Source organism: Bradyrhizobium genomosp. III, assembly GCF_000261705.1.
Taxonomy (GTDB): domain Bacteria; phylum Pseudomonadota; class Alphaproteobacteria; order Rhizobiales; family Xanthobacteraceae; genus Bradyrhizobium; species Bradyrhizobium ottawaense.
This window is the reverse complement of record NZ_AJQF01000184.1, coordinates 1-8,177: the sequence shown is the minus strand read 5'-3', so window position 1 is coordinate 8,177 and position 8,177 is coordinate 1. Positions and strand designations below refer to the sequence as shown.

Annotated in this window: 6 protein-coding genes; 1 reads left to right on the top strand and 5 read right to left on the bottom strand. The window is 68.3% G+C overall.

Annotated elements, in window-relative coordinates:
* From IC66_RS0116215 to IC66_RS0116195, 5 genes are all read right to left on the bottom strand, one after another.
* On the bottom strand, positions 1–299 hold a 299-nt coding region (locus IC66_RS0116215; protein ID WP_038948323.1), incomplete at its 3' end, for a DUF2946 family protein.
* A gap of 233 nt (positions 300–532) precedes the next feature.
* Positions 533–2,596, bottom strand: coding sequence for a membrane protein (locus tag IC66_RS0116210; protein ID WP_028141720.1), 2,064 nt, complete (start codon positions 2,594–2,596; stop codon positions 533–535).
* Between the two features lie 7 nt (positions 2,597–2,603).
* A complete protein-coding gene (locus tag IC66_RS0116205; RefSeq protein WP_038948322.1) occupies positions 2,604–5,408 on the bottom strand; it encodes a DUF4159 domain-containing protein in 2,805 nt (934 codons plus the stop codon).
* Complete coding sequence (locus IC66_RS0116200) at positions 5,405–6,349, bottom strand: DUF58 domain-containing protein (protein WP_028141718.1); 945 nt, start codon at positions 6,347–6,349, stop codon at positions 5,405–5,407. Before IC66_RS0116200 ends, IC66_RS0116205 begins: the two co-directional genes overlap by 4 nt.
* Positions 6,349–7,347, bottom strand: coding sequence for an AAA family ATPase (locus IC66_RS0116195; RefSeq protein ID WP_018323293.1), 999 nt, complete (start codon positions 7,345–7,347; stop codon positions 6,349–6,351). The genes IC66_RS0116200 and IC66_RS0116195 overlap by 1 nt, the downstream gene beginning before the upstream one ends.
* A gap of 297 nt (positions 7,348–7,644) precedes the next feature.
* Between IC66_RS0116195 and IC66_RS0116190 the strand changes: the two genes are divergently transcribed.
* On the top strand, positions 7,645–8,177 hold a 533-nt coding region (locus IC66_RS0116190), incomplete at its 3' end, for a DUF1285 domain-containing protein (protein WP_038948321.1).

Sequence of the window (8,177 nt, the reverse complement as noted above, 5' to 3'; positions counted from 1 at the left end):
AGCAGCACCGGCGGCGTCGCCGATATGACGGTGCCCGCCATCGCGACGACGGCGCAGATCGCGCAATTGTCCTCGCCTTGATGCTCGCGGTCGGGAGCGGCGGGCGATTGCTTCTGGACCGCGGCGCGGTCGACCGCAGCAACGCCGTTGGCGCCGTCGGTCTGCTGGAGCGAGGATTGGGTGAGCGGCGCGGCCTGCGCGAACCAGTGGCTGTGCCCGAACGTCAGCGCGAACTGCACCAGCATCGCGAACAACGCGAGCCGGGCGCCGTGCCTGATATTCGACCGAAACCACTTCATCCGGAAACGCCACCCCCACGTCGCGAGGCGCCAATCCCTGACGTCGCGATGTTATAATGTAACATCGCAGGAACGGTCAGCTTATGTCAACGGCGGTCGGGCGATCTCGCGCGGGTGGCCGCGCGATGTGTCGTTCGGGCAACTAGAGTGGGATGAGCTTTGGTTGAATGGTGCGCACCCAGAACTCGAAACACCTCTCCCCGTCGGGGGGAGGTGAACCGTAGCCGATTGGATCAACGCCCCTCGCGGACCCAGGTCGCCGCAAACGCGCCGAGCAGCAGCAGCAGGCCGATCAGGCCGGCGAAGATCGGCAGCACGCCGACGCCCTTGACGACGCTGGCGTCGCGCATCCGCACCCCCATCCAGCCGTCGCCGGCAAAGACGCTGGCCGAGCGCACCGGCAGGATGCGCGGCAGCTCGACGTCGGCGCCGCTCGCCACGCGCACGGCGTTGCCGCCGGTCGCCTGCGTCAGCGGCCTCAATGTATCGACGGTGGAGGTGACTTCCGAAAACTCCTTCGGATTGGTCGGGCCGACATTGATCAACGCCTTCAGCGTGCCGTCGGTAGCCTGCCACAGGCCGAGCTCGCTCGCGGGAAGGCTGGCGCGCCATTCGCCGGGATCGCCGGGGCTCAGCGTCAGATCCTGCGACGCGCCGGACGGCGAGGTTACGCTCACCGGCTGGACGCTGTCGGCCATGGTCTGACGCACCACGACGAGGTTCTTGCCCTGCACCTGCAGACGCAGCGCCTCCTCGTCGAGGTCCGGCTGCTTCATCAGCCAGTGCGACATCCGCCTGAGCAGGTCCAGATGCGGGCCGCCGCCCTCATAGCCGCGCGCCCACAGCCAGATGTGGTCGGAAAGCAGAAGCGCGACGCGGCCCTCGCCGAAGCGCGACAGGAACAGAAGCGGCTTGCCGTCGGCCCCCGTCATCACCGGCGGGTTGACGGAATTGCGGGTGTCGACGGTGCGGAAGAAACGGCTCCAGCGCGGCGGCTCGCTGGCGGAGCCCTCCAGGGCGCGCGTGACGGGGTGGCGTTTGCCGATGTCGGACAGATGCGCATAGAACGGTTTTTCCGTCACGCCGACCGGCTCGGCCGGCAGCACCGAATCCAGCGGCGTGCGCCAGATGCTGGTGTTGGAGGCGTAGTCGGGGCCGGCCGAGACCAGCACCGCGCCGCCGCCGCGCACATAGCGCGCGATGTTGTCGAAATAGGCGATCGGCAGCACGCCCTGGCGGGCGTAGCGATCGAAGATGATCAGCTGGAATTCGTTGATCTTCTGCTGGAACAGCTCGCGGGTCGGAAACGCGATCAGCGACAATTCGTTGATCGGCGTGCCGTCCTGCTTCTCCGGCGGACGCAGAATGGTGAAATGCACGAGGTCGACGCTGGCGTCGGACTTGAGCAGATTGCGCCAGGTCCGCTCGCCCGAATGCGGCTCGCCCGAGACCAGCAGCACGCGCAGCTTGTCGCGCACGCCGTCGATGGCGACGACGGCGCGGTTGTTCACCGGCGTCAGCTCTCTCTCGAGCGGCGAGGCCTCGATCTCGACGATGTTCGGGCCGGCATGCTTGATGTCGACGTCGACGCTCGCGGCCTGGCCGCTCGAGAGCGTGCGCTCGTTGATGACCTCGCCGTCCCTGCGGATCGTGACCTTGGCGCGCTCGCCCGTGACGCCCTGGTCGTCGAGGCGGTAGCTGATGGTCTGGGTCTGGCCGACGATGCCAAAGCGCGGCGCCGCGGTGATCGCGATGCGGCGGTCGCGCTCGTCCTTCTGGCCGGTGATCAGCGCATGCACCGGCGCCTGGAAGCCGAGCGCCGTGGCGCTGGCCGGAATGTCGTGGACGCGGCCGTCGGTGATCAGGAACGCGCCGGCGACCCGGTCGACCGGCACGTCCGACAAGACCGAGGCGAGGGCGCCGAACAGCTTGGTGCCGTCGGTCTCGCCGTCGGCCTGTCCGGCCTCGACGACACGGACTTCGAGCCCCTTGACCTTCTTCAGGCTGTCGACCAGCGCTTCCTGCGCTTGCGCAGCCTCCCGATTGCGGTTGCCGAAATTCTGGCTCGGGCTCTTGTCGACGACGACAGCCGCGACCGAGGTGAGGGGATCACGGTCCTCGCGGGTGAAGGAGGGATTGGCGAGCGCGAGCAGGAACAGCGCCAGCGCGGCCACGCGCACGGCGGCGCCGCGCGCGCGCGCGACCAGCAGCACGATCGCGATGACGACGATCGCGGCGAGCGCGATCCACAGCACGATCGCGGGGACAAGCGGCGTGAATGCGATGCCGTAATTCATCTCAATCCTATTGCCCCAGCCGTTCGATCAGGGCCGGTGCGTGCACCTGGTCGGCCTTGTAATTGCCGGTCAGCGTGTACATCACGATGTTGGCGCCGGCGCGGTAGGCGAATTCGCGCTGGCGAGTGTCGCCGCCGGTCACCGGCAGCATGGCCTGGCCGTCGGGCCGCACCGCCCAGGCGCCGGCAAGATCGTTCGAGGTGATGATGATCGGCGAGACGCCGTCGCCACCGCGCGCCGGCCGCTGCGCGCTGTCCTCGTCCTCGTCGCGCGGCAGGGTCTCGACCCAGGTCTGGCCGGTGACGAAGCGACCGGGGAAGTCGCGCAGCAGGTAGAAGGTCTTGGTCAGCACGTGCTCGCGCGGCACCGGCTCGAGCTCGGGCACGTCGAGCGACGACAGGATCTCGCGCAGCGTTTGCATGCCCGGGGTCTGCGCGGCGCCGTTGGCGCCCGGCGGCGCTTCGATCGCGTCGCGGGTGTCGAACAGCACGGTGCCGCCCTGCTTCATGTAGGCGTCGATCTTGTTGATGGCGTCCTGCGGCGGCTTGGGCGCGCCCGGCACGATCGGCCAGTAGATCAGCGGGAAGAAGGCGAGTTCGTCGCGCGCGGGGTCGATGCCGACGGGATCGCCGGCCTCGAGCGCGGTGCGCTGCGCCAGGAACAGCGTCAGTCCGGACATGCCGGCCCTGACGATGGAATCGACGTCGGCATTGCCTGTGACGACATAGGCGAGGCGGGTCTGCGACGTCGCCTTCATCGCGAAATCGTCCGCGGCGCTGTCGGCGCGTGACGGCGCGGGCGAGAGCGAGGCGAACAGCAGGCCAAGCACGATCATTGCGGGCGCTGCGCGGCGGCGCAGCAGCGCGGCGATCCCGCCGCCGAGCACCGCGACGATGATGGCGTCGATCAGGAACAGCGCGAGCGCCGTCGACAGCAGCCAGCCGCGCAGGTCCCGCGGCTCGGCATTGGTGTAGGTGGCGTGCCGGGCGCGCAGGCTCGCGGTGTTGAGCGCGGCGATGCGGTCGGCGCTGGCAAGTGTGTTCACGGCAAGCGGTCCTTCGGCCGGGCCATAGAAGCCCGGAGGATGATCTGACGTGGCGCGGTCGCGGTAATCCGCGGGCAGCGGCTTTGCGGTCGCCGGCGGCGGGCCGAACGCGCCAAAACCGTCGAGAATGTGCAGCGGCGCCACCGTCTCGATGGTCGCTTCGCTGGCAACGCCTGGGCCTGGCTTTGACGTGTAGCCCGACATGTCGACGACCCGCCGGAGCATTTCGACGAAGGTGCCCGACATCGGCAGATCCGACCAGCGCATGTCGGCGCTGACGTGGAACAGGCTGACGAGGCCCTTGCCGCGATGCTCGCCGGTGACCAGCGGCGTGCCGTCTTCCAGCGAGGCCCAGCTCTTGGTGGCGAGCACGGCATCGGGCTCGGCCAGCACCTGGCGGCTCACGGTGACATCCTTGGGGACAGCGACGCCGGCAAACGGGCCGTCGGCCGCGAAGGTCGCAAGATGCTGCGGCTTCTCCCAGGTCAGGCTGCCGCCGAGCGTGCGGCCGCCCTTGCGCAGCTTGACCGGCACGAGATCGTCCTCGGCCTGCGCCAGCCGGGGGCCGGCGAAGCGCACCAGCACGCCGCCCTGGTCGACCCAGGCATTGAGGCGCTCGCGCAGCTCCGGCGCGATGGTGCCGACATCGGCGAGGATGATCATCGGCAGTTTCTGGTCCAAGAATTGTGTGATGCCCTGCTGTGGCGAGCCCTTGTCGGCGAGCCTGACGTCGGCGAACGGCGCCAGCGCGCGGGTGAGATAGAAGGTCGGCGCCAGCAGCGGCTGCGCGGTCTCGCTGGTCGCACCCGAGACGATGCCGATGGCGCGGCGGCGCCAGCGCTTGTCGAGCAGCTGCACCGCGCCGGCGGAGCGCTCGCCCGAGATCTCGAGCCGCGTGATGTCGTTGCGCAGCTCGACCGGCAGATCGAACGCCGCGTCGGTCTCCTTGTCCTGCGGACCGAACGTATAGCGGGCCTCTCCGATCGGCGAGGCCTTCTGGTCCAGCGCGCGCACGGTGCCCATGGCGATGCCGCTGTCGGTGCGCAGCACCTTCACCGTCATCTTCGCCGCGGCGTTCTCGGCCGCGACCAGCGCCAGCGGCGAGGAGGTGCCGCCTTCGAACACGATCAGGCTGCGATCGCCGATGGTCTTGCCGAGGCCAGCGACGAAGTCCTCGCCGCGGCCGGTGTCGACGCCGTCGGACAGCCAGGCGATCTCGCAGTCGCCGGTGGCTTTCAGGAAGCGGTCGACCGCGGCCAGCGTCTCGACGCGGTCGATCGAATAGGGCTTTGGCGCGAGCTGCCGCAGCGCGACGCGCGCCGCGCCCGCCGGCATCAGGGTGATGTCGCGGTTCGGCTCGGATAGCGGCACCAGCGCGATGGCGCGGCGGTCGTTTTCGGCATTGGCGATCAGCTCGTCGGCGGCCCTGATCCTGACGTCCCAGTGCGACGCGGCGCTCCAGCCGTCGTCGAGCATGATCATCAGCGGCGCCTTGCTGTCGGCTGCGCCTGTTTGCGGATTCCAGATCGGGCCGGCGGCCGCGAAAATGACGAGAGCCGCAGCGAGGAGACGCAACGCGGTCAGCCACCACGGCGTCCGCGAGGGCGTCTCCTCCCGCGGCGCGATGTCGAACAGCAGGCGCGTCGGCGGAAACTCGATGCGGCGCGGCCGCGGCGGCATCACGCGTAAGAGCCACCACAGCACGGGCAGGCTGACGAGGCCGATCAGGAGCAGCGGTTCGGTGAAGGCGAGCGGCAGTCCCATCATGCGGCCGGCCCCACCTTGATCGTCGTGGTGCGGGCGCCCGACTTGCTCACCTGCATGCCGGCATGCAGGAACAGCAGCAGTTCGGCGGCGGAGCGGTCGGTGGCGTGCGTGGTGAACAGCCAGTCCAGCTTATTGGTCTCGGCGCGGATCTGGTCGCGGTGCAGCGCGAGCCGCGCGGTGTAATCCTGCGCCCAGCTCTCGGCGCGGCCGGCGGTGATCACGCCGAAGCCTTCCGGCTCGACGAACTCGACGCGGCCGGAATAGGGGAACGATTCTTCGGCGGGATCGACGATTTGCACCATGGCGCCATGCGCGCCGGAGCCGGAGAGGCCCGTGAGCGTCGTCTTGATCTCCGCGATCGGCGACCAGAAATCCGACAGCACGATGATCTCGGCCAGCGCCGCCGGCACAAAGGACGGCGGCAGGCTGAGGCGGTCGGCATCGTCATGCAGCATCGCCTGCGCCATCTTGTCGATCACGCTGCGGCTCGCGGTCGGCGCCATCAGGCCGGGAATGCCGACGCGCTCGCCGCCGGACACCAGCAGTTCGGCCAGCGCGAAGGCGACGATCAGCGTGCGCTCGAGCTTGGACTCGCGCGCGGTCTTCGAGGCGAACGCCATCGACGGCGAGCGGTCCGGCCAGATCCATACCGTGTGCGAGGCTTCCCATTCGAGCTCGCGGACATAGAGATGGTCGTCGCGCGCCGAGCGGCGCCAGTCGACGTTCTGCGCCGGCTCGCCGGAGACGAAGCGTCGGTATTGCCAGAAATTCTCGCCGGAGCCGGCGCGGCGGCGGCCGTGCAGGCCGTGGATGACGTTGGCGGCTATACGGCGGGCCTCGAGCACCAGGCGCGGCAAGGAAGCTGCGAGCGTGCGGCTTTCGCCATCGGCACGTCGGATCGCGATGATCTCCTTCGCTGTGTGCCCGTTCTCCGCTACCATCAACCGATCCGTGTCTTCAATTGCCGGATCACGTCCGGAATCGTGCGGCCCTCGGCGCGCGCCTGGAACGTCAGCGCCATGCGGTGCTTCAGCACGGGCTCGGCGAGGTCGAGCACGTCGTCGACCGACGGCGCCAGGCGTCCGTCGATCAGCGCGCGCGCGCGCACGGCCAGCATCAAGGATTGGCTGGCGCGCGGGCCGGGGCCCCAGGCGATGAACTTGCCGGCTTCGCCGGCGTCCGGACCGGGACGGGCCGAGCGCACCAGCGACAGGATCGCCTCGACGACGGAATCGCCGACCGGCAGGCGCCGGATCAGCCGCTGCGCCGTGATCAGCGCGTCCGCGGTCATCGAACCCCTCGCCAGCGTCTCCTCGGCGCCGGTGGTCTCGAACAGGATGCGGCGTTCGGCGTCGCGATCGGGATAGTCGACGTCGATCTCCATCAGGAAACGGTCGAGCTGCGCTTCGGGCAGCGGATAGGTGCCTTCCTGCTCCAGCGGGTTTTGCGTCGCGAGCACGTGGAAAGGCTTCGGCAGATCGTGGCGCGCGCCGGCCACGGTGATGTGCTGCTCCTGCATCGCCTGCAGCAGCGCCGATTGCGTGCGCGGGCTGGCGCGGTTGATCTCGTCCGCCATCAAGAGCTGCGCGAACACCGGACCTGCGATGAAGCGGAAGGCGCGCCTCCCCGCGGTGCTCTCATCCAGCACCTCGGCGCCGAGAATGTCCGACGGCATCAGATCGGGCGTGAACTGGATGCGCTTGGCATCGAGACCGAGCGTCACGCCGAGCGTCTCGACCAGCTTGGTCTTGGCAAGGCCGGGCACGCCGATCAGCAGCGCATGGCCGCCGGAGAGGATGGTGACCAGCGTGTTCTCGATCACGCGATCCTGGCCGAAGATGACGGACGCGATCGCATCCTTCGCCGCGCGAATCTGGCTCGACACCTGCTCGGCCGAACGAACGATCCCGTCCTCGAGTTTCTCGACACTCTCCGCCATCCGTTTAGCTCCTTCAGCCTGCCACGCGGCTTGCTTGCGCCGTCACGTCACCACGTCACGGATCATCACGTCAGATCATCACGTCAACTCATGGGCCTATGCTAGACTTGCAGGAAGGCCATGTATTCGTTGAATTAACCTATCCCCACCTTATCGGCTTCGGGTTATGTACGGCATCACGAAGTGGCGACCTCCCCCACCGGACTAATCCGGGGTGGAACCGTGCACCCGATTACAACGTAGACGTACAAGTCAGACTTGCACCAATCGTGCCAAAGGACAAAGTCAGGGCAAACCATGGCGAACCAAGGGCAGAGCGCCGATCGCGGTCTTGAGGGGCTGACTGCCGCCGCCAAAAGTGCTGCCAATGCCGAAGGCGCCAAGAGGGGGATGCCTCCGATGCATCTGTGGAATCCGCCGTTTTGCGGCGATCTCGACATCCGAATCGCCTCCGATGGTACTTGGTTCTACTTGGGGACGCCAATCGGGCGCCCCGCTCTGGTGCGGCTGTTCTCGACCATCCTCAAGCGCGAGGGCGACAAGCATTTCCTGGTCACGCCGGTGGAGAAGGTCGGCATCCGGGTCGACGACGCGCCCTTCATGGCGGTCGAGATGCAGAAGGACGGCGAGGGCAACCATCGCGTGCTGCGCTTCCGCACCAATGTCGACGACTGGGTCACCTGCGATGCCACGCACCGGCTGCGTTTCGAGCAGGCCAGGGACGGCGGGCTGACGCCGTATCTGCACGTTCGCGCCGAGCTCTGGGCCAAGGTCACAAGGGCGCTCTATTACGATCTGGTTGACATGGGCGAGGAGCGGATGGTCGATGG